This is a genomic window from Tabrizicola sp. T46, assembly GCF_057219895.1.
Genome location: NZ_JBXVVV010000003.1, coordinates 432,714 through 457,435, shown reverse-complemented (window position 1 = coordinate 457,435; position 24,722 = coordinate 432,714). Strand labels below are relative to the sequence as shown.

Below are 24,722 nucleotides of genomic sequence, written 5' to 3'. Positions count from 1 at the left end.
AGCGGATGGCGAACAACAGCGGCGGCGACAGCAAGAACACGCTCTACTGCTCGTTCTGCGGCAAGAGCCAGCATGAGGTGCGCAAGCTGATCGCGGGGCCGACCGTGTTCATCTGCGACGAATGCGTCGAGCTCTGCATGGACATCATCCGCGAGGAGACGAAGACCACGGGTCTGAAATCCTCTGACGGCGTGCCGACCCCCCGCGAAATCTGCAAGGTTCTGGATGACTACGTAATCGGCCAGATCCACGCCAAGCGGGTCCTGTCGGTGGCGGTTCACAACCACTACAAGCGGCTGAACCATTCGTCGAAGACGGATATCGAGCTTTCGAAATCGAACATCCTTCTGATCGGCCCCACCGGCTGCGGCAAGACGCTTCTGGCGCAGACGCTGGCCCGCATCCTTGACGTGCCTTTCACCATGGCAGATGCCACGACGCTGACCGAGGCCGGCTATGTGGGTGAGGATGTCGAGAACATCATCCTCAAGCTTCTGCAGGCCTCAGAATACAATGTCGAACGCGCCCAGCGCGGGATCGTCTACATCGACGAGGTCGACAAGATCACCCGCAAGTCCGACAACCCTTCGATCACCCGCGATGTAAGCGGCGAGGGCGTGCAGCAGGCGCTTCTGAAGATCATGGAAGGCACCGTCGCCTCCGTCCCGCCGCAGGGGGGCCGCAAGCACCCGCAGCAGGAATTCCTGCAGGTTGACACCACAAACATCCTCTTCATCTGCGGTGGCGCCTTTGCTGGTCTGGAAAAGATAATCGCACAGCGCAACAAGGGGTCGGGGATCGGTTTCGGTGCCGAGGTGAAAAGCCCCGACGAACGCACCGTGGGCGAGCTTTTCAAAGAGCTTGAGCCCGAGGACCTACTGAAGTTCGGCCTGATCCCGGAATTCGTCGGTCGCCTGCCGGTGATCGCCACCCTGACCGACCTGGACGAGGCCGCGCTGGTCACGATCCTGACAGAGCCGAAGAATGCGCTGGTCAAGCAGTATCAACGTCTTTTCGAGATTGAGGGCGTCAAGCTGACCTTCACCCCCGATGCCATGGTCGCCATCGCCAAGCGCGCGATCAAGCGCAAGACCGGCGCGCGTGGCCTGCGGTCGATCATGGAAGACATCCTGCTCGACACCATGTTCGAACTGCCGGGCATGGACGGAGTCGAAGAGGTGGTGGTGAAGGACGAGGCGGTGACCTCCGGCGCCAAGCCCATGCTCGTCTACACCGAGACCAAGAAGAAAGAGCCGGTGAAGGCCTGAAAGGGCTGACAGGGTGAGCGGACAAGGGTTACGGTCCTTGTCCTGCGGTCATGAACGCACCCCAGCGAAGAAAGCCCGCAAGGACTTGATGAGCGGCCCGCTGTCACGCCTGGCGGGTAGGGCCTAGACCTCGCCCCGGCTTTCCGCCATATCAGGGCCAAGTGACCCGGAGGCCAGACCATGTACTTCCTCAAGCGCCTGCTGACCTGGTGGAACAGCCAGACCATCGGCACCCAGCTTTTCACCTCGCGCAAGGGCGTGAAAGTGGGCGAGGATGAGGCGGGCAACGTCTTCTACCAGACCCGCGACGGCCTGCGCCGCTGGGTGATCTACAACGGCGAGATGGAGGCCTCCCGCGTCTCGCCCGGCTGGCATGGCTGGCTGCACCACACCGTGGAAAAGCCGCCGACCGAAGCGCCCCCGAAGCGCAAGTCCTGGGAGAAGCCGCATCAGGAAAACCTGACCGGCACCGAGGCCGCCTATGCCCCGCCGGGCTCGATCCGGCGCGCGGAACCCGTCGCCCGGCGCGACTACGAGGCCTGGGCGCCCGAGTGATGGCCAGCGAACGTGCGGAAATCCTGACCGGAGCGGCAGTTCTGGCCGTGGCCATCGGCTTCGTGGTCTATGCCGCGCAAGGGGCGGGCTTGACGGGAGAAACCGGAACCTACCCGCTAACCGCAAGCTTCCGCTCGGTCGAGGGAATCACGGTCGGCTCGGATGTGCGTCTGGCCGGGGTCAAGGTTGGCACCATCACTGACCTCACGCTCAACCCGCAGACCTTCTTTGCCGACGCCAGCCTTCAGATCCGGAACGACGTTCTGCTTCCGACAGATTCGGCGATTCTCGTGTCTTCCGAAGGGCTTCTGGGCGGAAACTTCATCGAGATCCTGCCCGGCGGCGCGCTGGAAAACCTGGAGCCGGGTGGCGAGATCGAGGATACCCAGGGCGCGGTCAGCCTGATCTCGCTCTTGTTGAAGTTCGTTGGCGGCGACGGCGCCTCCGAAGACGCGGCCACGCCATGAAATGGCTTTCCCTTGCGCTCCTCATCAGCGGTCCCGCCGCTGCGCAGGAGTTTGCGGATGCCCCGGGCGGCTCCCTGCGGTTTCTCGACAAGCTGACCAGTGAGACCGGGGATGTGACGCTCGACCGGGGCCAGTCGGCCAAGTTCGGACGGATTCTCGTGCGCCTCGACAGCTGCCGTTATCCGGTTTCGAACCCCTCGGCTGATGCCGAGGCCTACCTGACCATCGTCGAAGAGACGACCGGCCTTGAACTCTTCAACGGCTGGATGCTGGCCTCGGCGCCGGCCCTATCGGCGCTTGACCATCCGCGTTACGATGTCTGGGTCTTGTCCTGCATCGTCCCTGAAGCACCTGCAGAACCGGCGCCCCCCGCGAACGAATAGCCCGGCGTGTTGAAGCTGGCAGGCGCCTCAAGGGCCTTGGCCAGCCGTTCATGATAGGTGGCACGCGGGATTTCGATGCCGCCAAGGCTTGCCAGATGCGGCGTGAGGAACTGGGTGTCGAAGAGCTGGAACCCCCCGGCGCGCAACCGGTCAACCGTATGGGCCAGGGCAATCTTCGAGCCGTCGACCCCGCGCGAAAACATGCTTTCGCCAAAGAAGGCCGCGCCGATCACCACCCCGTAGACGCCGCCGATCAGCTGGCCCTCGCGCCAGACCTCGACACTATGGGCAAGGCCCAATCGGTGCAGATCCTGATAAAGCGCCTGAATCCGGCGGCTTATCCAGGTTTCTTCGCGTTCTGCGCAGGCCGAGACGACCGCGGCGAACGCCGTGTCAGCAGTCACCCGCAGGGCCGGGTCGCGCAACCGCCGCGCAAGTGATCGCGAGATATGGAAGCCGTCCAGGGGCAGGATGCCCCGCTTGCGCGGATCGACCCAGTGAATGTTGGGATCGTCCCGTGCCTCGGCCATCGGGAAAATGCCTATGGCATAGGCGCGCAGCAGGATCTCCGGGGTGATCTCGTCGCCTTGGTCTTTGGGCACCGCAAAATCCTTCGGAGGATTCTGAAGAAGTTTTCGAAAACTCTTGCGGCGAGGCGCCCGAAATGGGCGCCCCTTCAGGTCAGCCGAACTGTCTGGCCAGCCACTTTTCCAGCCAATGAATGTTGTAGTCGCCGTTCTGGATGTCCGGTTCGGCCAGAAGCATGTGGAAGAGGGGCACCGAAGAATCGATCCCGTCGATGATCAGTTCTCCCAATGCACGCTTCAGCCGGGCCAGCGCCTCGGGCCGGTCACGCCCATGGACGATCAGCTTGCCGATCAGGCTGTCGTAATAGGGCGGGATCGAATAGCCGGAGTAAAGGGCCGAATCCATCCGCACGCCAAAGCCGCCCGGCGCGTGGAACATCCGCACGCGCCCGGGGCTGGGCGAAAAGCCGGGAATCTTCTCGGCATTGATCCGGACCTCGATGGCGTGTCCGTTGATCTCAAGCTCGTCCTGGGTGAAGGACATCGGCAGGCCGGCGGCCACGCGGATCTGCTCGCGCACCAGATCGACACCGAAGATGTATTCCGTGACTGGGTGTTCAACCTGCAGACGGGTGTTCATCTCGATGAAGTAGAACTTGCCGTCTTCGTAAAGGAACTCGATCGTGCCTGCCCCGATGTAGTTGATCTTGGCCACCGCATCGGCGCAGATCTTGCCGATCTCGGCCCGCATCTTCGGGGTGATCGCGGGACCGGGGGCCTCTTCGAAAACCTTCTGGTGGCGGCGTTGCAGGGAACAGTCGCGTTCGCCCAGATGCACCGCCTTGCCCTTGCCGTCGCCGAAGACTTGGATCTCGATATGGCGCGGCTTTTGCAGGTACTTCTCGATATAGACCTCGTCATTGCCGAAGGCGTTCTTCGCCTCGGACCGCGCGGTGCGGAAGGCAATCTCGAGATCATCGAGGTTGGTCGCCACCTTCATCCCGCGCCCGCCGCCACCGGCGGTGGCCTTGATGATGACGGGAAAGCCGATCTCTTCTGCCACGCGCTTTGCCGTCTCGAAATCCGGCACGCCGCCGTCCGATCCGGGAACGACGGGGATTCCCAGTTCCTTCGCCGTTTCCTTGGCGGTGATCTTGTCGCCCATGATGCGGATATGTTCCGCCGAAGGGCCGATGAAGGTGATCCCGTGATCCTCCAGCGCCTGGGCGAAGCTCGCGTTTTCGCTGAGGAACCCGTAGCCAGGATGGACCGCCTGCGCGCCCGTGATTTCGCAGGCCGAAATGACGGCGGCCTTGGACAGATAGCTTTCAGACGACGGGGCCGGGCCGATGCAGACGGATTCGTCGGCCATGCGGACATGCATGGCGTCGGCGTCCGCCGTCGAATGCACGGCGACCGACTTGATCCCCATCTCGCGCGCGGCGCGGATCACGCGCAGGGCGATCTCGCCCCGGTTGGCGATCAGGATTTTCTCGAACATGGGCTCACTCGATGATCAGAAGGGGCGCGCCGTATTCGACGGGCGAGCCATCCTCGACAAGGATGCGCTTCACCGTGCCTGACTTCGTGGCCGGAATCTGGTTCATCGTTTTCATCGCCTCGATGATCACGACCGTCTGCCCTTCGGACACTTGTGCGCCGATGGTGACGAAGGGCGCAGCACCGGGTTCCGAGGCAAGATAGACCGTGCCGACCATGGGCGAGGTCACGGCGCCCGGATGCTGGGCCGGATCTTCAGGCGCAGCCGCCGGTGCTGTCGCGGCCGCAGGGGCAGGCTGCGCGGCCGGGGCGGCATGATGCGATACGACCGGGGCAGGGGCAGCCATGGTCACGACCGTGGATTGCTTCACGACGCGCACTTCCAGGCTGTCGTCCTCGCCATATTCGCGCTTCACCGACAGTTCGGTCAGGTCGTTCTTGTTCAGGAGCTCGGCCAATGCCGAGATGAAGGCCACATCCGTTTCGGTCGTCTGCTTGCTCATGCCGTCCTCTGATGCCCTTGGGGTCTTGCGGCCCCATCCGGGGGGTGATCCCCTCTCACGTGTTCCGCGCTTATACGCGACGCGGATAGGGGTGAAAAGCCGCGAAAGCGGTGCCTGCTTTCTGTGCAGGTTCCGTGCGCCGACGCCGGAAATCATCAGGCGTCAAAATTTACCGTTTGATAAAAAAACCGACCTGTGCCAGCCTTTCGGAAACAAAAAGCCAGGGAGGCCCCCAGCCAATGTCGAACAGTCCGCTTACCCCCGGAATCGTGGCCGGCCGCCTGCAGCCCGAGGCCTATCTCCGGAACTTCGGCGACCATGATCCCGCCCTTGACCGCCACGAAGCGCGCGTCGCCGCCGACCGCTGCTACTTCTGCCACGATGCGCCCTGCATCACCGCCTGCCCGACCTCGATCGACATCCCGCTCTTCATCCGCCAGATCGCCACGGGCACGCCCGAGGCGGCAGCGACCACGATCTGGACGCAGAACATCCTCGGCGGCATGTGCGCCCGCGTCTGCCCGACCGAGACGCTGTGCGAAGAGGCCTGCGTGCGCGAGGCGGCCGAGGGCAAGCCGGTCGAGATCGGGCGGCTCCAGCGTTACGCGACCGATGTCGCCATGGCCCGGGGCCTCCACCCCTTCAGCCGCGCCGCCGCCACGGGCAAGCGCGTGGCCGTGGTCGGTGCTGGTCCCGCGGGCCTTGCCTGCGCTCATCGCCTCGCAATGCACGGCCATGATGTCGTGGTGCTGGAACGCCGCCCCAAGGCCGGCGGCCTGAACGAATACGGCATCGCCAGCTACAAGGCGACGAACAACTTTGCCCAGGCCGAGGTCGAGTGGCTCCTCTCCATCGGCGGGATCGAGATCCGCACCGGCGTGGAGCTTGGCCGCGATGTCACCCTCGCCGACCTCGAAGCGCAGTATGACGCCGTCTTCCTTGGCATCGGCCTTGCCGGCGTCAACGCGCTGCGGGCCGAGGGCGAGGACAAGGCCGGCGTCCGCAATGCCGTCGACTTCATCGCCGAGCTCCGCCAGACCTCCGACCTGTCGACCCTTCCCGTCGGCCGTGACGTGGTGGTGATCGGCGGCGGCATGACGGCGGTCGACGCTGCCGTCCAGTCGAAACTCCTTGGCGCGGAAAACGTCACCATCGTCTATCGCCGGGGGCAGGAGAAGATGTCCGCCTCGGGCTATGAACAGGACCACGCCGTGCAGGCCGGGGTGCGGATCATCCACAACGCAGCACCCCTGCGCGTCCTCGGGAACGGCAAGGCCGAGGCCGTGGAATTCGCCTATACCGTCGACACCCCTGCGGCCCTTAGCCTTCTGCCCGAGACCTTTACCCTCAAGGCCGACCAGGTCTTCAAGGCCATCGGACAGACCCTGACCGGTGCGCCCGCGGGCCTCGCGGTCGAAGGCGGCAAGCTGAAAGGCCCGGCCGGCAAGGTCTGGGTCGGCGGCGACTGCGCCCTTGGGGGCGAGGACCTGACGGTCACCGCCGTCGCCGAAGGCCGCGACGCCGCCGAGGCGATCCACAGCTGGCTTTCCGGCCGGTGATGGCCGCGTTTCTGCCTTGCTCTCACCCGTTTCCCGCGCCACTAGGGGCGGGACCGGGGGTATCTGATGGACGGCTTCGTCGACAGCTTCATCGCCTTCATCGAACGGAACCAGGACTGGTTGCCGGTCATCATGGTCGTCTTCGCCGCAGCCGAAACGACGGCCTTCCTGTCGATCCTCATCCCCTCGACCGCGGTGCTGGTGGCTGTGGGCGCGCTCGCGGCGACAGGCGCGGTCGACTTCCTGCCGCTCTGGATCGGGGCCACGATCGGTGCGCTGATCGGGTCGACCTTCAGCTACTGGCTGGGCTGGCGCTTCGGACCGGCGATCCTCGAGATGCCGTTCCTGAAAAAGAACGCCGAGGCCGTGGAAAAAGCGCAAGCCGCCTTCGCGAAGTACGGCCCGGTCACCATCATCATCGGCCATTTCACCACCGTGTTCCGGCCCGTGGTCTTCCTTCTTGCGGGCCTCAGCGGCATGACACTCGCCCGCTTTGCCTTCTGGAACACCATCGGCTGTGTCGCCTGGGCCTTCCTGATCCCCAAGCTTGGGGAGTTCGGCGGCGACATCATCGGCTGGATCTGGTCGTTCTTCTGACCGATGATGGGCGCAGCGCCCGTCGTCAGCCCATCCCGTTCCCCTCAGCCTTCGCCAAGGAGAGAAGCCATGGCTAACCTTGCGTCCGACTTCATCGGCATCAAGTCGCCGAACCCGTTCTGGCTGGCCTCGGCCCCGCCGACCGACAAGAAATACAACGTCGAGCGCGCCTTCGAGGCGGGCTGGGGCGGCGTGGTGTGGAAGACACTGGGTGCCGAAGGCCCGCCGATCGTTAACGTGAATGGCCCGCGCTATGGCGCGATCTGGGGCGCGGACCGCCGCCTTCTGGGGCTGAACAACATCGAGCTCATCACCGACCGCCCGCTGGAGGTGAACCTGCGCGAGATCAAGGAGGTCAAGCGCAAGTGGCGTGACCGGGCGATGATCATCAGCCTGATGGTGCCCTGCGACGAGGAGTCGTGGAAAGACATCCTGATGCGGATCGAGGATACGGAAGCCGACGGGGTGGAACTGAACTTCGGCTGCCCGCATGGCATGGCGGAACGTGGCATGGGGTCTGCGGTGGGCCAGGTGCCCGAATACATCGAGATGGTCACCCGCTGGGTCAAGCAGTACAGCCGGATGCCCTGCATCGTGAAGCTGACGCCCAACGTGACCTCGATCCTGCCGCCGGCCATGGCGGCGCATCGCGGCGGGGCCGATGCGGTCAGCCTGATCAACACCGTGAAGTCGATCACCAATGTCGACCTCGACCATTTCTCGCCCTTCCCGATGATCGACGGCAAGGGCAGCCACGGCGGCTATTGCGGCCCGGCGGTCAAGCCCATTGCCCTGAACATGGTGGCCGAGATTGCCCGCAACCCGGAAACGCGCGGCCTGCCGATCTCGGGCATCGGTGGCGTCACCACCTGGCGCGACGCGGCCGAGTTCCTGGCACTTGGCGCCGGGAACGTTCAGGTCTGCACCGCTGCCATGACCTACGGCTTCAAGATCGTGCAGGAGATGATCTCGGGCCTCTCGCAATACCTCGACGACAAGCAGATGTCGCTCGACAGCCTGATCGGACGCGCGGTGCCGAACTTCGTCGAATGGCAGGACCTGAACCTGAACTACGTGACCAAGGCGCGGATCGACCAGGACCTCTGCATCAAATGCGGTCGCTGTTACGCCGCCTGCGAGGACACGAGCCACCAGGCCATCTCGATGAGCGCGGATCGCGTGTTCGAGGTGATGGATGACGAATGCGTCGCCTGCAACCTCTGCGTCAACGTCTGCCCGGTCGACAATTGCATCACGATGGAGGAACTGCCGAAGGGTGCGGTCGACCTCCGGACCGGCAAGCCGGTGGGTGACTATGCCAACTGGACGACGCATCCGAACAACCCCAGCGCTCGCGCGGCAGAGTGAGGCGGATCGTCGTCGCCGGAGCCTCGCGCGGCATCGGTGCCGCGGTGGCGGGACATTACGTGGCAAGGGGCGACGATGTTATCTCCCTGTCGCGGGGGGCACCGCCGCATGGCCGCTGGCTGTCGGTCGATCTTGCCGAGGCCGCCCAGATTGCGGCCTTGCCCGAAAGGATCGGCGGGCAGGTCGATGCATTGCTCTACACCGGCGGGATCTGGGAGGACGGGGCCTTCACTGATGCCTACCGTTTTGCTGCCAGCCCGCCCGAAGAGGCGCAGCGCGTCATTGCCGTCAACCTGACGGCGCCGATCCTGCTGACCCGGGCGCTCTTGCCCCTAATGTCCGCCGGGGGCAGGGTAGTCTTTATCGGCTCGCTTTCTGCCCTCGACAACACCGCCACTCCAGAGGTTGCCAACAGTGCCTCGAAGTATGGCCTGCGCGGCGCGGCGCAGGCCCTCGCCAGAACGTTGCAGCAGCTCGGAATCGGTGTCGGGGTCATCAACCCGGGCAATGTCGCGACCGATGAAGTGCTCAGCGACATATCCGAAGGCCGGTTCGACGATCAGGTGCCGATCCCGATGTCGGATCTGCTCTCTGCGTTCGACTTTGCGCTGTCACTGTCCCCGGCCAGCGTGGCGACAGAGATCAACCTGGCGCAGATGCGCGGTTAGCTCAGGGCAAGGGCAGCGGACTGACACCGGCAGCGATGCTCGCCTTGATATAGGCTTCGCGCGCGGCATCTGCCGCGGCGCGGGCCTCGGCTGCGGGATGCTCGCTTTCGTCGCGTTCGGCTAGCCGTGCCGTCACGATGCCCGCCGAGACCGCTGGCTGGCGCACGGCATCGAAGCGCTCGGCCTCTGCCACCGGCGGCGCGGTCTGCGCCGCGGGTGCGCTGGTCAGGCGGTCCGTGGCAGGCTGGGTCGGCTGGGATGGCACCGGGGCCTGCAGACGGATCGCAGTGACAGGGTCCATCTCGGCCTCCTCGTGTCAGGCGTTCCTCGCCCCAGAAATAGCGCAGAAAGCGCTAACGCGCTTGAGGAAACTGCCTAAAATGCCGTGGAACAAACCTTTCCAAAACCTTAATGCGAACTTTTAAGATATTGATAAAAATATACAAAGCGGAAATGACCACTGTGGTCACTGCGGCGCCAGAAGGCGCGTAAAGAGCGTCTCCAGATACCCCCCGGCCTCGGCAAAGGGGTCGTGCCCGGGCCCCAGGACCGCCCGCACCTGCACTTCGAAGTCGGCATAATGCTGGGTCAGGGCCCAGATCGAGAAGATCAGATGCACCGGATCGACCCGGGCGATGCGCCCCTCGTCCATCCAGCCGGTCAGGACCCTCGACTTCTCGGCCACCAGGTCCCGCAAGTCTCCCTCGATCGCCGCCCGCATCCGCGGCGCGCCCTGCAGGATCTCGTTGGCGAAGAGCCGGCTCTCACGCGGGAAGTCGCGGGCAAGGTCCAGCTTGCGGCGGACATAGCCCAGGATCTCGCGCAGGGGGTCACCCTTGGGGTCCATCGCCCGCAATGGGTCAAGCCAGGTGTCCAGAAGCCCGGTCAGAAGGGCAGTATGCACCTCTTCCTTCGACGGGAAGTAGTATAGGAGGTTCGGCTTCGACAGCCCCGCCACCTCGGCGATCTGGTCCAGCGTCGCCCCCCGGAAGCCGTGCAGCGAAAACACCTCCAGCGCCGCGTCAAGGATCGCTTCGCGGTTCTTCTGCTGGATGCGGGATCGCGGACGCGGGTTGGGTGACATGCGGGACCTTGCCGGACGGGCCCCTTGGATAGCCCGGCGGCAGGATCAGGTCAAACCCGCCCCCTGATTACTGGACGATCTGCATGATCCCCCAGGGCAGGACTGTCAGCATCGCGACGATGATGGCAAGCGAACGGGTAAGGCCGGTGAACATCCCTGTACTCCCTGTGGCGTCTCACGTGGCACATGGGTTCGGGCCGTGGAGGCTCAACGGGGCGGAATGTCGCAGCTCTTCAGCCCGCCATCAGCGCGCGGATCGCCCGGACGACCAGCCGGTGATCCTCAACCTGCGGCAGGCCCGACACGGTGGCAACCGCCACCACGCCAACCCCCAGCACCCGGATCGGCACCGCGCCACCGTGGTCGGCGTGGTCCGAAAGGTCCAGCCCATGCTTGGCCAGGGTCTCGCCCTTTTCCCGGTGCCGGGTCCCGACCAGAAGCGAGGCTTCGTGGAACTTGAGCGCCGTGTTCGACTTCCGCCGCGCCCAGAGGTCGTTCAGGGGCGCCGAGCCGGGCAGCGCGGCGTGGAAGAGGGTGCGGTCCGGGGTGCGGATGTCGATCACTACGGGCAGGTCCTCGGCCAAAGCGAGATCGACAAGGATATTGCCCAACCTCAGTGCTGCGGCCTCGTCGAAGGCGGGGAAAATCAGGCCCGCGGCCTCGGCTTCCAGATCCTTGGCGTCCATCATCCCCTCATTTCGCCCCGATCCCGCGCAGGACCATCTGCTTCACGCTGTCCTTGGCCTCGCGCCACTGCCTTTCGCTCAAGGGCTTGCCGCCGTTCAGCGTCTGGATCTGGTGGCCGAAGTCAGCGTAATGCTGCGTCGTGGCCCAGAGCATGTAGAGGAGGTGCCGTGGGTCGACCGGCGCCATCTTGCCCTCGTCGATCCAGCGCTGGATCACGGCGATGCGGCCGTCGGTCCATTCCCTTAGGGTCGTTTCCAGATAGTCCTGGATCACCGGCGCGCCATGCATCACCTCGGACGCCCAGACCTTGGACCCATGCGGATGGGTCCGGCTGATGTCCATCTTGGCGTCTACATAGGCCCCGATCCCCTCCACCGGACCCGGGGCTTCGTCGAAGCTTGAGGCTGCATCCAGCCAGATCTCGAATATCTGCGCCACTACGCGGCGGTAGAGGTCCTCCTTGGTGGCAAAGTAGTAATGCAGGTTCGCCTTCGGCAGCCCCGCCATGTCGGCGATGAGCTGCATCGTTGCCCCCCCGAACCCGGCCTCGGCAAAGACCTTCTCGGCGGCGTCCAGAATGACACGCTCATTCTCGCGCCGGATATCTGTGCGCCGACCCGGTTTGAGCCTTGAAATCTGGGCATCACCGCTCATCGCGTTCCCATATTTTCGTTGACCGTCTGGTCAGGTTGTGGTGCGCTTCACCCTGACCATACGGTCAGGAAACGAGTCGTTCAACGTGCTTTGGGCAAGGGGCAGGATGGCCCCGCCCGACCAGGGAGCTACAGATGCCAGCCACCGGGGACAACCTGCGGATCGACCCTGCGCGCTTGTGGGAGTCGCTTGAGGAGATGGCGAAGATCGGCCCCGGCGTGGCGGGCGGCTGCAACCGGCAGACACTGACCGATGCCGATGGCGAGGGGCGGCATCTCTTCAAGCGCTGGTGCGAGGCGGCGGGAATGTCGATGGGCGTCGACACGATGGGCAACATGTTCGCCACGCGGGCGGGGACGGACCCTGCGGCACTGCCGGTCTACATGGGTTCGCATCTGGATACCCAGCCGACGGGCGGGAAGTATGACGGCGTGTTGGGAGTCCTTGGTGCGCTGGAGGTCGTGCGGACGCTGAACGACATGGGTGTGAAGACGAGGCACCCGATCGTGGTGACGAACTGGACCAACGAGGAAGGCGCGCGGTTTGCGCCGGCAATGCTCGCCTCGGGTGTCTTCGCGGGGATCCATACGGAAGAATACGCCAAGTCGCGGAAAGACCTCGACGGCAAGGTCTTCGGCGAGGAACTCGCGCGCATCGGCTGGGTCGGCGATGAGAAGGTCGGCGCGCGGAAGATGCACGCGATGCTGGAACTTCATATCGAGCAGGGACCCATCCTCGAGGCCGAGGGCAAGGACATCGGCGTCGTGACCCACGGGCAGGGCCTGTGGTGGCTGGAGATCACGCTGACGGGGAAGGACGCCCACACCGGCTCCACCCCCATGCACATGCGGGTCAATGCAGGCCTCGGCATGGCGCGGATCACCGAACGCGTCCACCAGATCGCGATGAGCCACCAGCCGAACGCCGTGGGCGCAGTGGGGCAGGTGAAGGTCTTCCCGAACTCGCGCAACGTGATCCCGGGCAAGGTGGTGTTCACGGTCGATATCCGTTCCCCGGAACAGGCCAAGCTCGACGCGATGAAGGCCGAAGTCATCCGCGCCGCCCATGCGGTGGCAAGGGAGCTGGGGCTGGGCTGCGAGATCGAGGATGTGGGTCACTTTGACCCCGTCACTTTCGACCCGGGTCTTGTTAAGATCGTCCGCCAGGCCGCTGAAAAGCTGGGCTATTCCCATATGGACATCGTCTCTGGTGCCGGTCACGACGCCTGCTGGATCAACCGCGTCGCCCCCACGGTGATGGTGATGTGCCCCTGCGTGGACGGGCTTTCGCACAACGAGGCCGAGAAGATCAGCCCCGAATGGGCCGCGGCGGGGACGGATGTGCTCCTTCACGCTTGTCTCGAGGTGGCAGAGGTGGTGGGGTGAGGATGGTCCATGGCCTATGACCTGCCGCGCCAACCGGACCTTCCCTTGCGCGGACGCATTGCCGAGATAAGGGGTGCGCTTCTGGTGCCGGCTGCGGTGCGTGGCTTGCCGAAGCCCTGCGGGGTCTTTTCGGAGGGAGTGCCCGTGGAGATGAGCACCTGTTTTGGCGGCAAGGCAGGTGAGGCCATCACCGTCTTTCCCGAACCCAGCGCACCCGAACGGCATCTGGCCGGAACCTATCTCTTCGGTGGCGTGCTCTGGGACCATTTCGGCCACATGCTGTGTGAAGGGACCGCGCGGCTCTGGGCCCTTGCCGGTCGTCAGGACATTGACGGTGTCCTGTTCTTTCCGCAGCCAGCAGACAATGCCCGACTGTGCGCCAGGGGGTTTGCGGCTTTGGCAAAGCAACTGGGCCTGCCTGAGGTCATCGTACTGGAGGCCCCGGTCACAGTTGATCTTCTTCTTGTTCCTGAACAGGGACTTGGTTCGGGCGACCTGATGCTTGGTCGTCCGGAGTCGCGTGCCTTCCTTCGCAACCGGCTTGCGCGGCCACCCGGGAGAGAGCGATCCCGTCGGCTCTATCTCAGCCGGTGCGGACAGCCGCGCCGCCGAGGCATGGTTCTTGGCGAAGCGGGGCTGGAGAGGTTATTCGCTGCGCAAGGCTTCGAGATCATTCGGCCAGAGCGTCTGGACCTGTCGGCCCAATTGGACGCCTATCACGCGGCCAGCCACGTTGTGGGCACGGAAGGCTCGGCCTTTCATCTCCTCGCTCTCGCGGGGGGGAGCGGCTGTCAGGTCGCTGTGATCAAGCGGCGCGAGTCGCCGCTGTTCGGTCTGATCTGTGACCAACTGGATATCTTTCTTCAAACCCGGTCCGTCCGGATCGAGACGGTGCTTCAGATTTTCGCCCCCAGGCGGTTCCGTGACCCGAACTTCATCTTTCTGGAGATGTCGCGGCGGGCAATGTGGAGCGACCTTGCGGCGCATGGCTTCGTTTCGGGCGATCCGTGGGATGAGATGGATGAGGAAGAGCGTCAGGCCGCAAAGGCATGGCTGCAGGAAGGCATCGGCAAACGCATTGTGCGGGTCGAGGGCCAGGATGCGATGAAAGGAGAAGAACGTGTCTGAGACCATCATCAAGAACGGCACCGTCGTCACCGCCGACCTGACCTACAAGGCCGATGTCCGGGTGGAGAAGGGTGTGATCACCGATATCGGGCAGGGCCTTAAGGGCGGGACGGAGCTGGACGCGACCGGCTGCTATGTGATGCCCGGCGGGATCGACCCGCATACGCATCTGGAGATGCCCTTCATGGGCACCTATTCGGCGGATGACTTCGAAAGCGGAACGCGCGCGGCCCTCAGCGGCGGGACCACGATGGTCGTCGACTTCATCCTGCCGGGCCAGGGCCAGGACCTGATGGATGCGGCCAAGGCGTGGCACAACAAGTCCACCCGCGCGACCTGCGACTACTCCTACCACATGGCCGTCACCTGGTGGGGCGAGAAGGTCTGGACCGGGATCGAGGATTCGGTGAAGGCCGGGATCACCAGCTTCAAGCACTTCATGGCCTACAAGGGTGCGTTGATGGTGAACGACGACGAGTTGTTCAACAGCTTCCGGCGGGTGGGGGACCTGGGCGGCCTGGCGATGGTTCATGCCGAGAACGGCGATGTGGTGGCGGAGCTGACGGCGAAGCTGCTGAAGGAGGGCAACACCGGCCCCGAAGGCCACGCTTACAGCCGCCCGCCGCAGGTCGAGGGCGAGGCCACCAACCGCGCGATCATGATCGCCGACATGGCGGGCGTGCCGCTTTACGTCGTCCACGTCTCTTGCGAGGACGCGCATGAGGCGATCCGGCGGGCACGGGCCCAAGGCAAGCGGGTCTGGGGCGAGCCGCTGATCCAGCACCTGACGCTGGATGAGTCCGAGTACTTCCACCCTGACTGGGACCACGCCGCGCGCCGGGTGATGAGCCCGCCGTTCCGGAACAAGCAACATCAGGACAGCCTTTGGGCGGGGCTGATGTCGGGGTCGCTCTCGGTGGTCGCAACCGACCATTGCAGCTTCACGACCGAACAGAAGCGCTTCGGCCTTGGGAACTTCTCGAAAATCCCGAACGGGACGGGGGGGCTGGAGGACCGGATGCCGATGCTCTGGACCCACGGGGTGGGTACCGGGCGGCTGACGCCGAATGAATTTGTCGCCGTAACCTCAACCAATATCGCGAAAATCCTGAACTGCTACCCGAAGAAGGGCGCGGTTCTGGTGGGGGCGGATGCCGACCTGGTGGTCTGGGATCCGGAGAAGACAAAGACGATCTCCGCCGGAAAGCAGCAGTCGAAGATCGACTACAACGTCTTCGAGGGCCACACGGTCAAGGGCCTCCCGCGCTTTACCCTGACCCGCGGCCATGTCGCGATCCACGACGGCGAGGTGCGGACGCAGGAAGGCCACGGCAAGTTCGTCGCCCGCGAGGCGCGGCCTGCGGTGAACCGTGCGCTGACCCAGTGGAAGGACCTGACCGCCCCGCGCCCGGTGGAGCGGACGGGTGTTCCGGCGACGGGGGTCTGAGGTGTCAGGGTTCGCCGGGTTCGCTTTCCTCGTCGTCGGCAGGCGTGCGGAAGGTGACCACGGGGGCGCGGAAGTCGATGTCGTCAAGATCCTCGGGCACGGGGGCGAAGGCGAGGGTCGTCTGCAAGGTGTTGAAAAGCATGGCGGTCCTCCGGTTTCGCACGAGGTGGGAAGGCCAGTGGCGACGTGCAAGGGTAGCATGGCCAGGCAACGGGAATGTGAAGGAATGTCAGGGTGAAGGATACGTTGAACGCCCATCCGCCGGTGATCGAGGCCAGGGGGCTGAACCTGGTGTTCCAGACCGCCGACGGGCCGGTGCAGGCGCTGAAGGACGTGAACCTGACGGTCAATCAGGGCGACTTCGTCAGCTTCATCGGGCCAAGTGGTTGCGGAAAAACGACTTTCCTGCGAGCCGTCGCGGCGCTGGAGCATCCGACCTCCGGCACGCTCACGGTTAACGGAATGTCTCCGGACGAAGCGCGGCGGAAGCGGGCTTATGGCTATGTGTTCCAGGCGGCGGGGCTTTATCCGTGGCGGACGATTGCCGGGAACATCAAGTTACCCTTGGAAATCATGGGATTTTCAAAGAGCGAGCAGGACGAGCGGACGGAACGGGTGCTGGAGCTGGTGGAGCTGAAGGGGTTCGGGAAGAAGTTCCCCTGGCAGCTTTCGGGGGGGATGCAGCAGCGCGCCTCCATCGCCCGGGCACTGGCCTTTGACGCGGACATCCTTCTCATGGACGAACCCTTCGGGGCCCTTGATGAGATTGTCCGGGACCGGCTGAACGAGGAGACGCTGAAGCTTTGGGCGCGGACCGGAAAAACCGTTGGATTCGTTACACATTCCATCCCCGAGGCGGTTTACCTTTCGACCAAGATCGTCGTCATGTCCCCCCGACCGGGCCGGATCACGGATGTGATCGACAGCCCACTTCCGAAGGAACGCCCGCTGGATATCCGCGACAGCCGCGAGTTCATCGAGATCGCCCACCGGGTGCGGGAGGGGCTGCGGGCCGGGCATCATGAAGACTAGGTTAAGCGTCTTCCCTGCATCTTCCTTGTGTCTTCCTTCCGTCTACACGGGAGGTGGCGCGTGACGGGTCTGACCTTCCTCTGGCTCGGGGCGGCGACGGCGGTCTTTGTCGCCGCAAATGCCGTCCTCAAAGTCTATGCGACGAAGGGACAGGTGCCGGTCCTGATCGGGGCGCTGCTGCTGTTCTGCCTGGGCAACTGGCTGATGGTTCAGGTCATGCGGCTGAACGGGCTGGGGCTGGCCATCGCGCTTTCGGCGATCTTTCAGTTGGTGGCGATTTCGGTCATGGCGATCTTCGTCTTTGGCGAGCGGCCCACGGGGCTGCAACTGGCCGGGATGGCTCTTGGCGTGGTGGCGGTGGCGATGATCGCCTGGCCGTCGGGAGGGAATGCATGAACCGCGTGCTTCCCGTCCTGACCGTCCTCGCCGGGATCGTCGTGATCTGGTACGCCGCTGCCGTCTGGATGAACTCCACCTGGGTCTTCGATCAGGCCGAAAGGGCCGGAACGCCTGTCATCTGGGCCGAGGTCATCCCGCAGACGATGGCGCAGGAACGGCCGCTCTTGCCGCCCCCGCATCAGGTCGCGGCGCAGCTTTGGGACGGGATCGCGGGGCAGGCGGTCACTTCGAAGCGGAGCCTTGTCTACCACGCTTTCGTCACGCTGAAGGGCACGATGATGGGCTTTGCGCTGGGGATCGTCTTCGGCGTCGGGCTGGCCATGGCGATCGTGCGGTTCCGGGTCATGGACATGAGCGTGATGCCCTGGGCAATCATCAGCCAGACGATCCCCATTGTGGCGTTGGCGCCGATGATCCTGGTGGTGTCGAGCCAGCTGGGGATTCAGGGACGCGACATTCCGAAGGCGATCATCGCCGCTTACCTGTCGTTCTTCCCGGTGCTGGTCAGCATGGTGAAGGGGCTGCGGTCGCCTGACCAGATGCAGCTGGACCTTCTGAAAACCTATGGGGCGAGCGAGGCGCAAACCTTCCTCAAGCTGCGGATCCCGGCCTCGATGCCCTATTTCTTCGCCTCGCTGAAGGTTGCCATCGCGGCCAGCCTGATCGGGACCATCGTGGGCGAGCTTCCGACCGGGGCCATCGAGGGCCTGGGCGCGCGGATGCTGATCGGCAGCCAGTTCGGCGACCCGCTGATCATGTGGTCGGCACTCTTTGCGGCGGCAATTCTGGCGGGGCTTTTGATCGTCGCGGTCGGGTTTGTCGAACGTTTCGCGCGGGCGCGGATGGGGGTGCCGGCATGACCTGGATTGCGGGCACCGTCGCGTTCTGGCTGGCAGCCTGGGCCCTAAACGCCCGGATCGCGGCCAGTGCCTGGTCGCGGACGACGGCAGGGCGGCTGTTTGTGCCGATTATGTTCGGTCTGACCGTGCTGGTCCTGTGGGAGGGTCTGGTGCGTGGCCTGGGCGTGGCACCTGTGATCCTGCCTGCACCAAGCGTGATCGCGGCGAAGATCGCCACCTCACTGCCCGTGCTGTGGGGCGACTTCGTCCAGACCGTGCTGAAGGGCGCGGTGCCGGGCTTCCTGATCGGCGCGGGGGCCGCGGTAGCGACGGCGATTGCCATCGACCGTTCCCCCTTCCTGCAGCGGGGCCTTCTGCCCGTGGGCAACTTCGTCGCGGCCCTGCCGATCGTCGGCCTCGCCCCGATCCTTGTCATGTGGTTCGGCTTTGACTGGCAGTCGAAGGCGGCGGTCGTGGTGGTGATGGTGTTCTTCCCGATCCTTGTGAACATGGTTGCGGGGCTTCAGGCGTCCGAGCGGATGCAGCGCGACCTGATGGCGACCTGGGGCGCGTCCTACTGGCAGACGCTCTTCAAGCTGCGGCTGCCGGCGGCGATGCCGTTCCTTTTCAACGGGCTAAAAATTGCATCGACTCTGGCCCTGATCGGGGCCATCGTTGCCGAGTTTTTCGGCAGTCCGATCTATGGCATGGGCTTCCGCATCTCGACCGAGGTGGGGCGGCTTGGCCTTGACATGGTTTGGGCCACGATTGCGGTCGCGGCTCTGGCGGGGTCGGCCTTTTACGGGCTGATCGCGCTGATCGAACGGCGGGTGACATTCTGGCATCCGTCGCAACGGCATTAACCAAAGGCCCTGACAGACGGGCCCAACACGGGAGACGACGATGAAAAGACTGATGACTGCTGCATTCCTCGCCGCGCTTGGCACCGCCGCACAGGCCGAGGACGTGACGCTCCAGCTGAAATGGGTGACCCAGGCCCAGTTCGCGGGCTATTACGTCGCCCAGGCCAAGGGGTTCTATGAGGAAGAGGGCCTGAATGTCACCATCCTGCCGGGCGGCCCGGACATCGCGCCGACGCAGGTGATCGCAGGCGGCGGGGCCGATGTGGTGGTGGAATGGATGCCGGCGGCCCTTGCCGCGCGGGAAAAGGGCCTGCCGCTGGTGAACATCGCGCAGCCCTTCGCGTCTTCGGGCATGATGCTGACCTGCCTTGCGGAAACCGGGATCAAGACCCCGGCCGATTTTGCTGACAAGACGCTGGGCGTCTGGTTCTTCGGCAACGAGTACCCCTTCCTGTCGTGGATGAGCACGCTTGGCCTCAAGACCGATGGCTCGCCCGGCGGGGTTACGGTGCTGAAGCAGGGATTCAACGTCGATCCCCTGCTGCAGAAGCAGGCGGCCTGCATCTCGACCATGACCTACAACGAATACTGGCAGGTGATCGACGCGGGCATCAAGCCCGAGGAGCTGGTGACCTTCAAGTATGAAGACCAGGGCGTCGCGACGCTGGAAGACGGGCTTTACGTGCTGGAAGACCGTCTGGCCGATCCGGCCTTTGCCGAGACGATGGTCAAGTTCGTCCGCGCGAGCATGAAGGGCTGGAAATATGCCGAGGCGAACCCGGACGAAGCCGCGATGATCGTGCTGGAGAATGACCAGACCGGTGCGCAGACCGAGAACCATCAGAAGCGCATGATGGGCGAGATCGCCAAGCTGACGGCGGGGTCGAACGGGGCGCTTGACGTGGCTGCGGCGGAACGCACGGTTGCCACGCTTCTGGCCGGCGGGTCGGACCCGGTGATCACCGCGGCCCCGACCGGCGCCTGGACCAGCGCCATCACCGACGCGGCCCTGGCGAACTGAAGCCGTGTGAAATTGGGGGCGCCGTCCTGCGGGGGCGGCGCCCCTTTTCATGTTTGTAAAGCTTAACAGGGCCTGTAAAGTCGGCCCATGCCCCTGTCTTCGCTTACCGGAACCCGTCTTCGCGAACGCCGTCTGGCGGCAGGTTTGCGGCAGGCGGATGTGGCTGCGATGGCGGGGATCTCGGCCTCGTACCTCAACCTCGTCGAACATAATCGCCGCAAGGTGACGCCAGAGGTGGCCAGTCGCCTGGCCGAGGCGCTAGGGCTGGATCGGGCGGCCCTGTCCGGGAGTGGGGCGGCGGTCCTGCTTGAGGGGTTGCGGTCTGCTGCGGGGCGCACGCCGGCGGTTCCGGCCGAGGTGGAGCGGATGGAGGAGTTCGTCGGGCGTTTCCCCGGCTGGGCGGCACTGGTCGCCGATCTTGACGGGCGGGTCGAGGGGCTGGAGCGGGCGCTGGCGGCGATGAACGACCGCATGACGCATGACCCGCATCTGAGCCAAGCGTTGCACGAGCTTTTGTCCTCGCTGTCATCGGTCCGGGCGACGGCGGCGATCCTGGCCGAGACCCCGGACCTGTCGGGCGAATGGCTGGGAAAGTTCCACCGCAACCTGCATGGCGACAGCGAACGGCTGGCGACCGGGGCGGAGGCGCTGGTCGCCTATCTTGATGCGGGCAGCGCGATTGCCGAGCAGGGGATTGCCGCGCCGCAGGAAGAGGTGGAGGACTGGCTGTCGCGCCGGGAGTGGACGATCGGCGATGAGGAACTGGCTGCGGGGTTGGGGGACGAGGTGGCTGCCCTTGCCTCATCCGCGGCGCGGAGCCTGGCCGAGGCGCATCTGGCGCTGGCGGCGCGGGACGCGGCGCTCTTGCCGATGCCGGTCCTTACGGCGGCGATTGCGGCAGAAGGGGTGGATGCGTTCGGGATCGCGGGGGCGCTGGGGCTGGAGCCGATGGTGGTGATGCGGCGGCTGGCGGCGGTTCCGGCGCTGGGGGTGGGGCTGGTGATCTGCGATGCATCGGGGACGCTGACTTTCCGCAAACCCACCGCCGGGTTTGCACTGCCGCGCTTTGGAGCGGCTTGTCCCTTGTGGCCGCTCTTCACCGCTCTGGGTCAGCCGCGGCAGCCGGTCGAGGCGCTGGTCGAAAGTGCGGGGCAGGGCATGCGCAGCTTTCGCGTCCAGGCCTGGTGCGACAGCCGGCGGGCGGATGGGCCGCGGGGGCCGGAACTGCGGCAGGCGGCGATGCTTGTCCTGCCGGCGGGACGGACGTCAGCCGCACCTCTGGTCGTGGGGTCGAGCTGCCGGGTCTGCCCCCGGCCTGACTGCCCGGCGCGGCGCGAGCCGACGATTCTTTCCGAGGCCGGATGAATTTCGTCTTTTGACAGCCGGGCAGCTTCCACCGATAGTGACCTCAGGGAGCGGGGGGAGAACTGCTCCGGGGGACCGGTTGGCCATGCATGTGCTCCTCGTCGAGGATGAGCCGAACATTGCTGAGGCGATGAGCTTCATTCTGGCGCGCGAGGGCTGGAAGGTCAGCCATATCGCCGATGGGAACCGGGTTCTGGCGGCCCTGCACAGCGATCTGCCGGACCTGATGATCCTGGACCACATGCTGCCCGGAATGTCGGGGCTGGAGATCCTGACCGCGTTGCGGGCCGATCCGGAACTCCGGCATCTGCCGGTGATGATGCTGACGGCAAGGGGCCGGGACCGGGACCTTGCGGAACGGGCCGGGGCCGACCGGTTTGTCTCGAAACCCTTCTCGAATGCCGAACTGGTTGCCGAGGTCCGGGCCATGATGGGCCACTGATGGCACGGCCAAAACCCCCCCTGTTCCTTGCGCGCGCCTCATACCGGATGCGCCGGCTTCGGGATGCGGCGCGTCTTCTGCCGGTCGTCGGGGCGTTCCTTCTGATCCTGCCGACCCTGTGGGTGGCTGACGGCACGATCCACATGACGGCGTCCGACCTGATCTACTTCTTCGCCGTCTGGCTGCTTCTGGTCATCGTCGCGGCGGTCTTTTCCCGGGGGCTGCGCCAGGGGGAAAGGATCGACGAGGAGGAGGATTGAGATGCCGTTCAACCTTCTTGTCGCGGCCTGTGTCCTCTATGTCATCGCGCTGTTCGCCGTCGCCTTCATCGTCGAGCGGCGGGCGGCGCATGGTCGGCTGGGCTGGCTGCGGTCGCCCCTTGTCTACACCCTGTCGCTGTCGATCTATTGCACCGCCTGGACCTTTTACGGCGCGGTCGGCTATGCCACGCGGTCGGGCCTCGAGTTTCTGACCATCTACTTCGGGCCGACGCTGGTCTTCGTCGGCTGGTGGTGGATCCTGCGCAAGCTGGTGCGGATCGGGAAGCAGTATCGCGTGACCTCGATTGCCGACCTGATTTCGGCGCGGTTCGGCAAGTCGAACATGCTGGGGGTGATCGTCACGCTGATCGCCGTTGTTGCGACGACGCCTTACATCGCACTGCAGCTGCAGTCGGTGGTCCTGGCCTTCGGAGTCTTTGCGACCGCTCCGGCGGATGGGAGCGCTGCGCCCGAAGCCACGCAGACCGCCTTCTGGGTTGCGGTGGGGCTGGCGCTGTTCACGATCCTGTTCGGAACCCGGAACCTCGATGCACGCGAGCAGCATCACGGGATCGTTACCGCGATCGCGGTCGAGGCGGTCGTCAAGCTGGTGGCCCTGCTGGCGGTGGGTGCCTTCGTCGTGTGGGGGATCGCAGGGGGGATCGGCGATGTCATTGCCCGGATCGGCGCCGCCGATCTTGCTGCCTGGCAAGTGCAGCCGGGACGCTGGACCGGCCTTATCTTCCTGAGCGCCGTCGCGGTCATCACACTGCCGCGGATGTTCCAGGTGATGGTGGTCGAGAATGACGACGAAGGGCACCTTGCGCGGGCGAGCTGGGCCTTTCCCTTCTACCTGCTTCTGATGAGCCTCTTCATCGTGCCGATCGCGGTGGTCGGGCTGGAGCGGCTGCCCGAGGGGGCCAATCCGGACATGTTCGTTCTAACGCTTCCGTTGTCCGAAGGGCAGGGAGGCTTGGCGATGCTGGCCTTTCTGGGCGGGTTCTCTTCGGCCACATCCATGGTGATCGTGGAATCGATCGCACTGGCGACGATGATCTCGAACCACATCGTCATTCCCCTGTGGCTGCGCCTTCGCCCGGCAGCGGGACCCGGGGATGATTTGCGGACGGTCGTCCTTACGGCGCGGCGGCTGGCGATTGCGGGGGTGCTGGCGCTTGGCTACGGGTATTACCAGTTTTCCGGGGGAACGGCGGCGCTGGCCGCGATCGGGCTGATCGCCTTTCTTGGCGTGGCGCAGGTGTTTCCGGCGCTGGTCGGCGGGCTTTACTGGCGCGGGGCAACGCGGATCGGCGCGATGCTGGGGCTGACGACCGGCTTTGTCGTCTGGGCCTATACCTCCTACCTGCCGTCCTTCGGTCCGGGTGCGGTCCTATCCGAGGCTGTCTACACCCAAGGTCTGTTCGGGATAGGCTGGCTGCGTCCGCAGGCCCTGTTCGGGACCGAAGGGATGGACCCGCTGATCCATGCCATGTTCTGGTCCCTTGCGCTGAACACGGCGGCGTTCTTCCTTGGATCGCTTCTTACCTTTCCCGGTCCAGTCGAACGCCTTCAGGGCGCGGCCTTCGTCAATGTCTTCGAGGGCGGGGCAGGCCGGGGCCACTGGAGCCAGGGCCAGGCCGAGCCGGAAGCGCTGCTGACCATGGCGCAGCGCATCCTCGGGGAAGAGGCGGCGCAGGCGCTGTTCCAGGCGGCGGCGCACGATCAGGGCAAGGACGGTTTCCTTCCCGACCCGACACCGGCCTTCCTTGACCGCCTTGAGGCCCGATTGTCGGGCTCGGTCGGGGCCGCGACGGCGAGCGCTATGATCAGCCAGCTTGTCGGCCGCGCCACGGTGACGGTCGAAGACCTTATGGCCGTGGCCTCGGAATCCGCGCAGATCATGGAGTATTCGGCAAAGCTCGAAGCACGCGAGGCCGAGCTGACCCGGACGGCCGGGGCGCTGCGCGAGGCGAATGAGAAGCTGACGCAGCTGTCGATGCAGAAGGATGCCTTCCTCAGCCAGATCAGCCACGAGCTGCGGACGCCGATGACCTCGATCCGCGCCTTTTCCGAGATCCTGACCGAGGGCGAGCTGCCGCCCGAGACGGTGTCGAAGTATGGCCGGATCATCCATGACGAGGCAAAGCGGCTGACGCGGCTTCTGGACGATCTTCTGGACCTGAGCGTTCTGGAGAACGGCACGGTCCAGCTGTCGCTGAGCCTGGCAAGCTTGCGCGACATGATCGATTCCGCCCTGACGGCGGCGCGGCAGACGCGGCCGGAGCGCAGCTTTACCGTCCACCGGGACCTGCCGTCCGAGGCGATCTTCATCCGCACCGATGCCGACCGGCTGATGCAGGTCTTCATCAACCTGATCTCGAACGCGCGGAAGTATTGCGACGCGAAGGATCCCGAGTTGCGGATTGCCGTCCGCCAGCGCGCCGGGCGGGTGATGATCGATATCATCGACAACGGCAGCGGCATCCCGAAGGAGAGCCAGTCGCTGATCTTTGAGAAGTTTGCGCGACTGACCGATGCGAACCGGGCCGGCGGGGCAGGGCTGGGGCTGGCGATCTGTCGTGAGATCATGACCAACCTCGGGGGGTCGGTCACTTATGTTCCGGGGCAGGGCGGGGCGGCGTTCCGGGTGACCGTGCCCCTGCGGCTGGAAAAGGCCGCGGCCTGAGCCGCCAGGCCTTAACGCTTCGGCAAGGCCGGGTC

28 protein-coding genes are annotated in these 24,722 nt (G+C 65.0%); 20 read left to right on the top strand and 8 right to left on the bottom strand.

The window, feature by feature from the left end; genetic code table 11:
• The first annotated feature begins 5 nt into the window (after window positions 1–5).
• From clpX to AC2D9V_RS15035, 4 genes are all read left to right on the top strand, one after another.
• Entirely contained in the window at window positions 6–1,268 is a 1,263-nt protein-coding gene (gene clpX / locus AC2D9V_RS15050) for an ATP-dependent Clp protease ATP-binding subunit ClpX (protein ID WP_484714903.1), read from the top strand.
• Between the two features lie 180 nt (window positions 1,269–1,448).
• Window positions 1,449–1,823 carry an NADH:ubiquinone oxidoreductase subunit NDUFA12 gene (locus AC2D9V_RS15045; protein WP_484714902.1) on the top strand — a complete coding sequence of 125 codons (375 nt, stop codon included), beginning with the start codon at window positions 1,449–1,451 and terminating at the stop codon, window positions 1,821–1,823.
• Complete coding sequence (mlaD, locus tag AC2D9V_RS15040; RefSeq protein WP_484714901.1) at window positions 1,823–2,290, top strand: outer membrane lipid asymmetry maintenance protein MlaD; 468 nt, start codon at window positions 1,823–1,825, stop codon at window positions 2,288–2,290. The genes AC2D9V_RS15045 and mlaD overlap by 1 nt, the downstream gene beginning before the upstream one ends.
• Window positions 2,287–2,673 carry a DUF2155 domain-containing protein gene (locus tag AC2D9V_RS15035; protein WP_484714900.1) on the top strand — a complete coding sequence of 129 codons (387 nt, stop codon included), beginning with the start codon at window positions 2,287–2,289 and terminating at the stop codon, window positions 2,671–2,673. The genes mlaD and AC2D9V_RS15035 overlap by 4 nt, the downstream gene beginning before the upstream one ends.
• On the opposite strand, the gene aat is transcribed toward AC2D9V_RS15035, so the two are convergent.
• From aat to accB, 3 genes are all read right to left on the bottom strand, one after another.
• Window positions 2,601–3,275: a leucyl/phenylalanyl-tRNA--protein transferase gene (gene aat / locus AC2D9V_RS15030; RefSeq protein WP_484714899.1), complete on the bottom strand. Its 675-nt coding sequence runs from the start codon at window positions 3,273–3,275 to the stop codon at window positions 2,601–2,603. The two genes, AC2D9V_RS15035 and aat, sit on opposite strands and share 73 nt — an antisense overlap.
• 79 nt (window positions 3,276–3,354) lie before the next feature.
• On the bottom strand, window positions 3,355–4,701 hold the full coding sequence (gene accC, locus AC2D9V_RS15025; protein WP_484714898.1) for an acetyl-CoA carboxylase biotin carboxylase subunit: 1,347 nt from the start codon (window positions 4,699–4,701) through the stop codon (window positions 3,355–3,357).
• Window positions 4,702–4,705: 4 nt separating this feature from the next.
• Window positions 4,706–5,203, bottom strand: a complete 498-nt coding sequence (gene accB, locus AC2D9V_RS15020; protein ID WP_484714897.1) for an acetyl-CoA carboxylase biotin carboxyl carrier protein — start codon at window positions 5,201–5,203, stop codon at window positions 4,706–4,708.
• 239 nt (window positions 5,204–5,442) lie between these two features.
• On the opposite strand from accB, the gene AC2D9V_RS15015 reads away from it, so the two are divergent.
• From AC2D9V_RS15015 to AC2D9V_RS15000, 4 genes are all read left to right on the top strand, one after another.
• Complete coding sequence (locus tag AC2D9V_RS15015; RefSeq protein WP_484714896.1) at window positions 5,443–6,762, top strand: NAD(P)-dependent oxidoreductase; 1,320 nt, start codon at window positions 5,443–5,445, stop codon at window positions 6,760–6,762.
• A 66-nt stretch (window positions 6,763–6,828) separates the two neighbouring features.
• Window positions 6,829–7,359 carry a DedA family protein gene (locus AC2D9V_RS15010; protein WP_484714895.1) on the top strand — a complete coding sequence of 177 codons (531 nt, stop codon included), beginning with the start codon at window positions 6,829–6,831 and terminating at the stop codon, window positions 7,357–7,359.
• Window positions 7,360–7,428: 69 nt separating this feature from the next.
• A complete protein-coding gene (preA, locus tag AC2D9V_RS15005) occupies window positions 7,429–8,727 on the top strand; it encodes an NAD-dependent dihydropyrimidine dehydrogenase subunit PreA (RefSeq protein ID WP_484714894.1) in 1,299 nt (432 codons plus the stop codon).
• The gene (locus tag AC2D9V_RS15000; protein WP_484714893.1) at window positions 8,724–9,395 is read left to right on the top strand and encodes an SDR family NAD(P)-dependent oxidoreductase; all 672 of its coding nucleotides are present in this window, start codon (window positions 8,724–8,726) and stop codon (window positions 9,393–9,395) included. Before preA ends, AC2D9V_RS15000 begins: the two co-directional genes overlap by 4 nt.
• Before the next feature lies 1 nt (window position 9,396).
• Here the strand turns inward: AC2D9V_RS15000 and AC2D9V_RS14995 are convergent, their stop codons facing one another.
• The 4 genes from AC2D9V_RS14995 to AC2D9V_RS14980 all read right to left on the bottom strand — a co-directional run bounded on the left by AC2D9V_RS14995 (window position 9,397) and on the right by AC2D9V_RS14980 (window position 11,820).
• On the bottom strand, window positions 9,397–9,696 hold the full coding sequence (locus AC2D9V_RS14995) for a hypothetical protein (RefSeq protein WP_484714892.1): 300 nt from the start codon (window positions 9,694–9,696) through the stop codon (window positions 9,397–9,399).
• 165 nt (window positions 9,697–9,861) lie between these two features.
• The gene (locus AC2D9V_RS14990; RefSeq protein ID WP_484714891.1) at window positions 9,862–10,479 is read right to left on the bottom strand and encodes a TetR family transcriptional regulator C-terminal domain-containing protein; all 618 of its coding nucleotides are present in this window, start codon (window positions 10,477–10,479) and stop codon (window positions 9,862–9,864) included.
• A 233-nt stretch (window positions 10,480–10,712) separates the two neighbouring features.
• Window positions 10,713–11,165 (bottom strand): heme-degrading domain-containing protein, encoded by a 453-nt coding sequence (locus AC2D9V_RS14985; RefSeq protein WP_484714890.1) that lies wholly within the window; start codon window positions 11,163–11,165, stop codon window positions 10,713–10,715.
• A 7-nt stretch (window positions 11,166–11,172) separates the two neighbouring features.
• Window positions 11,173–11,820 carry a TetR family transcriptional regulator C-terminal domain-containing protein gene (locus AC2D9V_RS14980; RefSeq protein ID WP_484714889.1) on the bottom strand — a complete coding sequence of 216 codons (648 nt, stop codon included), beginning with the start codon at window positions 11,818–11,820 and terminating at the stop codon, window positions 11,173–11,175.
• 134 nt (window positions 11,821–11,954) lie between these two features.
• On the opposite strand from AC2D9V_RS14980, the gene AC2D9V_RS14975 reads away from it, so the two are divergent.
• The 3 genes from AC2D9V_RS14975 to hydA are packed head-to-tail and all read left to right on the top strand — an operon-like array spanning window position 11,955 to window position 15,780.
• Window positions 11,955–13,205, top strand: a complete 1,251-nt coding sequence (locus AC2D9V_RS14975; RefSeq protein WP_484714888.1) for a Zn-dependent hydrolase — start codon at window positions 11,955–11,957, stop codon at window positions 13,203–13,205.
• A gap of 9 nt (window positions 13,206–13,214) precedes the next feature.
• Window positions 13,215–14,333: a glycosyltransferase family 61 protein gene (locus AC2D9V_RS14970; protein ID WP_484714887.1), complete on the top strand. Its 1,119-nt coding sequence runs from the start codon at window positions 13,215–13,217 to the stop codon at window positions 14,331–14,333.
• Window positions 14,326–15,780, top strand: a complete 1,455-nt coding sequence (gene hydA, locus AC2D9V_RS14965; protein ID WP_484714886.1) for a dihydropyrimidinase — start codon at window positions 14,326–14,328, stop codon at window positions 15,778–15,780. The genes AC2D9V_RS14970 and hydA overlap by 8 nt, the downstream gene beginning before the upstream one ends.
• 4 nt (window positions 15,781–15,784) lie before the next feature.
• Here the strand turns inward: hydA and AC2D9V_RS14960 are convergent, their stop codons facing one another.
• A complete protein-coding gene (locus AC2D9V_RS14960) occupies window positions 15,785–15,922 on the bottom strand; it encodes a hypothetical protein (RefSeq protein ID WP_484714885.1) in 138 nt (45 codons plus the stop codon).
• A gap of 92 nt (window positions 15,923–16,014) precedes the next feature.
• On the opposite strand from AC2D9V_RS14960, the gene AC2D9V_RS14955 reads away from it, so the two are divergent.
• The 9 genes from AC2D9V_RS14955 (at window position 16,015) to AC2D9V_RS14915 (ending at window position 24,687) form a co-directional block, all read left to right on the top strand.
• The gene (locus AC2D9V_RS14955; protein WP_484714884.1) at window positions 16,015–16,812 is read left to right on the top strand and encodes an ABC transporter ATP-binding protein; all 798 of its coding nucleotides are present in this window, start codon (window positions 16,015–16,017) and stop codon (window positions 16,810–16,812) included.
• 60 nt (window positions 16,813–16,872) lie between these two features.
• Window positions 16,873–17,208, top strand: a complete 336-nt coding sequence (locus tag AC2D9V_RS14950; RefSeq protein ID WP_484714883.1) for a hypothetical protein — start codon at window positions 16,873–16,875, stop codon at window positions 17,206–17,208.
• Window positions 17,205–18,071: an ABC transporter permease gene (locus AC2D9V_RS14945; protein WP_484714882.1), complete on the top strand. Its 867-nt coding sequence runs from the start codon at window positions 17,205–17,207 to the stop codon at window positions 18,069–18,071. Before AC2D9V_RS14950 ends, AC2D9V_RS14945 begins: the two co-directional genes overlap by 4 nt.
• Window positions 18,068–18,913 carry an ABC transporter permease gene (locus AC2D9V_RS14940; protein WP_484714881.1) on the top strand — a complete coding sequence of 282 codons (846 nt, stop codon included), beginning with the start codon at window positions 18,068–18,070 and terminating at the stop codon, window positions 18,911–18,913. The genes AC2D9V_RS14945 and AC2D9V_RS14940 overlap by 4 nt, the downstream gene beginning before the upstream one ends.
• A 40-nt stretch (window positions 18,914–18,953) precedes the next feature.
• A complete protein-coding gene (locus AC2D9V_RS14935) occupies window positions 18,954–19,934 on the top strand; it encodes an ABC transporter substrate-binding protein (RefSeq protein WP_484714880.1) in 981 nt (326 codons plus the stop codon).
• Window positions 19,935–20,021: 87 nt separating this feature from the next.
• Complete coding sequence (locus AC2D9V_RS14930) at window positions 20,022–21,299, top strand: helix-turn-helix domain-containing protein (RefSeq protein ID WP_484714879.1); 1,278 nt, start codon at window positions 20,022–20,024, stop codon at window positions 21,297–21,299.
• A 79-nt stretch (window positions 21,300–21,378) separates the two neighbouring features.
• Window positions 21,379–21,741 (top strand): response regulator transcription factor, encoded by a 363-nt coding sequence (locus tag AC2D9V_RS14925; protein ID WP_484714878.1) that lies wholly within the window; start codon window positions 21,379–21,381, stop codon window positions 21,739–21,741.
• Window positions 21,741–22,001, top strand: coding sequence for a hypothetical protein (locus AC2D9V_RS14920; RefSeq protein ID WP_484714877.1), 261 nt, complete (start codon window positions 21,741–21,743; stop codon window positions 21,999–22,001). Before AC2D9V_RS14925 ends, AC2D9V_RS14920 begins: the two co-directional genes overlap by 1 nt.
• A gap of 1 nt (window position 22,002) precedes the next feature.
• Window positions 22,003–24,687, top strand: a complete 2,685-nt coding sequence (locus tag AC2D9V_RS14915; RefSeq protein ID WP_484714876.1) for an ATP-binding protein — start codon at window positions 22,003–22,005, stop codon at window positions 24,685–24,687.
• Window positions 24,688–24,722 lie beyond the last annotated feature (35 nt).